3 protein-coding genes and 1 tRNA gene are annotated in these 3,344 nt (G+C 61.3%); all 4 read left to right on the top strand.

Translation table 11 applies throughout. The annotated features are described in order from the left end of the window. A partial coding sequence (locus HXO69_RS08780) for a fumarylacetoacetate hydrolase family protein (protein WP_296546581.1) occupies window positions 1–715 on the top strand: 715 nt, incomplete at its 5' end. Window positions 716–771: 56 nt separating this feature from the next. Next, the gene (gene gltX, locus HXO69_RS08785) at window positions 772–2,283 is read left to right on the top strand and encodes a glutamate--tRNA ligase (RefSeq protein ID WP_296546584.1); all 1,512 of its coding nucleotides are present in this window, start codon (window positions 772–774) and stop codon (window positions 2,281–2,283) included. A 2-nt stretch (window positions 2,284–2,285) separates the two neighbouring features. Then, window positions 2,286–2,753, top strand: a complete 468-nt coding sequence (locus HXO69_RS08790; RefSeq protein ID WP_296546586.1) for a hypothetical protein — start codon at window positions 2,286–2,288, stop codon at window positions 2,751–2,753. A 262-nt stretch (window positions 2,754–3,015) separates the two neighbouring features. Continuing rightward, window positions 3,016–3,088: transfer RNA gene (locus HXO69_RS08795), tRNA-Gly, on the top strand. Window positions 3,089–3,344: the final 256 nt, after the last annotated feature.

Raw genomic sequence — 3,344 nt, forward strand, 5'->3', positions numbered from 1 at the left:
CTTCGGGCTGGTAGAAGGCGACGCAGGCGAAGAAACCCTGCGCGTACTCGCCGGCGACCCCTTCTACTCGGGTATCGAACCGACCGGCACCACCTACCCGATCGACCAGGTGCGCCTGCTCGCCCCGATTATTCCCCGCTCCAAGGTGATTGGAGCGATCGCAAACTGGGCTGGAACCGAGGCGCCCGCCTCCCCGCAGTTCTTCCTCAAGCCCAACACCACCGTCATTGGCCCCGGCGACCCCGTGACCCTGCCCGAGTACTCCGAAGCCGTCAGCGCAGAAGGTGAACTCGCCGTCATTATCGGTCGTATCGCCAAGTCCGTGCCGCTCGAGCGCGTGCACGAGGTCATCTTCGGCTACACCGTGGCAAACGACCTCACCGCCCGCGACCTGCTCGAAGACCGCCAGTGGACCCGCGCAAAGGGCTTCGACGGCTCCACCCCGCTCGGCCCCTGGATTGAAACCGACCTGGACACCGACTCGCTGAACATCACCACCTGGGTTGACGGCGACGTCGTGCAGGAAGGCAACACCTCCGAAATGCACTACTCCGTAGCCGAGCAGGTTGCCGCAGCCTCCGAAATCTTCACCCTGCTGCCCGGCGACGTACTGCTCACCGGCACCCCCGCCGGCATCAGCGTACTGCGCGACGGCAACGAAGTAGAGGTCGAAGTCGAAGGCATCGGCTCCCTCGTCACCCGCGTGCGCGACTAACCGCCCGCGCCCCACAACGTAACGTACATCCTGAAACACACCGTCAAGGAGACATCATGACCGAATACCACGGTCCCGTACTCAACAGCCCCGCAGACACCCGCGTGCGCTTCTGCCCCTCGCCCACCGGCACCCCGCACGTGGGCATGGTCCGCACCGCCCTCTTCAACTGGGCATACGCACGCCACACCGGCGGCAAGCTGATCTTCCGCATCGAAGACACCGACGCCGCACGCGACTCCGAAGAGTCGTTCAACCAGGTGCTCGAATCCCTGCACTGGCTCGGCATCAACTGGGACGAAGGCGTCGGCGTCGGCGGCCCCCACGAGCCCTACCGCCAGTCCGAGCGTAAGACCGCAGGCATCTACAACGAGATCTTCGAAAAGCTCGTTGAGGGCGGCTACGTGTACGAAGACTTCTCCACCCCCGACGAGGTGAAGGAGCGCCGCAAGGCAGCCGGTCAGGACCCGCAGCTCGGCTACGACAACTACGACCGTAACCTCACCGAAGAGCAGAAGGAAGCCTACCGCGCTGAGGGCCGCAAGCCCGTGTGGCGTCTGCGCATGCCCGATGAGGACATCACCTTCAACGACCTGGTTCGCGGTGAAATCACCTTCAAGGCTGGCACCGTGCCCGACTACGTGGTCGTGCGCTCCAACGGCGACCCGCTGTACCCCTTCGTGAACCCCGTCGACGACGCACTCATGGGCATCACCCACGTGCTGCGCGGCGAAGACCTGCTCTCCTCCACCCCGCGTCAGATCGCGCTCTACCGCGCACTCATCGACACCGGCGTGACCACCTTCATCCCCGAATTCGGCCACCTGCCCTACGTCATGGGCCAGGGCAACAAGAAGCTCTCCAAGCGCGACCCCGAGTCGAACCTCTTCCTGCTGCGCGACTCCGGCTTCATCAAGGAAGGCCTGCTGAACTACCTGTCCCTGCTGGGCTGGTCCCTCTCCGCAGACCAGGACGTCTTCAGCATCGACGAGCTCGTCGAGCACTTCGACGTACACGACGTTGTCGCCAACCCCGCACGCTTCGACGTGAAGAAGGCAGAGTCCATCAACGGCGACCACATCCGTGCGCTCGACCCCAAGGACTTCCGCGACCGCCTCATCCCGTACCTGCAGGCTGCAGGCGTACTCGGCGAAACCCTCACCGAGCGTGAAGAGCAGGTCCTCACCGAGGCTGCACCCCTCGTACAGGAGCGTATGCAGCTGCTTGGCGAAGCACCCGGCCTGCTCGCATTCCTCTTCAAGAGCGACGACGAGATTACCGTGGCTGACGACGCACGCAAGCAGCTCAAGGAATCCGCACCGCAGGTTCTTTCCGCCGCTATCGAAGCTCTCGAGCCCCTCGAGGACTTCACCGCAGCCAACATCGAGGCAGCCCTGCGCGCCGCAATCGTTGACGGCCTGGAAATCAAGCCGCGCCTCGCATTCGGCCCCGTGCGCATCGCAGTGTCCGGCGAGCGTATCTCCCCGCCGCTGTTCGAATCCATGGAAATCCTGGGCAAGGACTCCTCCCTCGCACGTCTGCGCAAGCTTGCCGCTGAATTGAGCTAACCATGAGCCGGTCGAATAACCAATCCATCATCGGCAAGGCGCTGCTCAAGGGCACCCTCATGGCGCTCACCAACGCCTGCATTATCTGGCTGATTCTGTACATCGCCAACATGGACAAGTCCGTCTTGATGGTGGTCGCTGTTGTCGTTGCGGCAGCCTTCGGGTACGTGACCGCCTACTTCGAGGCGCGCGCCGCCCTGAACGCTCAAGAAGCTCAGGCACGGCACGCCCGTGGTGGCGACGTCAGCAGCTCCTCTGACGGCGTAGACACTTCGGATTCTTCGGACTCTTCGCGTGAAGAGGACGACGAAGACGACTTTGTGGACCCGGGCCCCGACCCGGACGCGGGCGACTTCGACGCCGGAAGCTCCAACAGCTCCAGCAGTTCGGACTACAGCAGCTACAGTAGCTCCGACTACTCTGGCGGCGGCGACTCCGGTGGAGGCGACTCCGGCGGTAGCAGCGACTAAGCTCTAGAGAATCCCCTTATCCAGCGGGAATCAGACGGCCGAAAGGTCTGAAGAAACCCGGCGGATAAGGGGATTTTTCGTTCATTTTAAAATATTTTTTGTGATGGGTATTTCTTGTAAAACTGCTAGTCGGTATATTTTATAGTGTTGAATCTGGTTCCATTTGGGGGAGTGTGGCAAGAATTTGGTTTGCGCACCCCGGCAAAGACTCGTATAGTAGTACCTGTTGTTGCGACGAACTGAAAAGTTCAAAGCGAAACATGCGGTTGTAGCTCAGTTGGTAGAGCACCACCTTGCCAAGGTGGATGTCGCGAGTTCAAGTCTCGTCAACCGCTCCGCTCAAGCCCCGAGGTTCGCCTCGGGGCTTTTTTGTTGTCTCCAGAAGTTTCTGTCTGTGGGAGTTTTAGTCTTCGGAGGTGAGGGTGCCGGGTAGGAGTCTTGCGATCTTTTCCTGAGTGACTGCTTTGGTGAGCTTGCTGCTGGGGAAACAGGGTGGGAAGAAAAATCTTCAAAAATTTTGGGGTGCAAAGCTTGCGGGGGAGAGGCTGGAACTGCTCTCCGAGCCCTCCTGAAGCCGCTTTGAGGGGTGAA

Origin of the sequence: Rothia sp. (in: high G+C Gram-positive bacteria) (genome assembly GCF_015265375.1) — a bacterium.
Taxonomy (GTDB): domain Bacteria; phylum Actinomycetota; class Actinomycetes; order Actinomycetales; family Micrococcaceae; genus Rothia.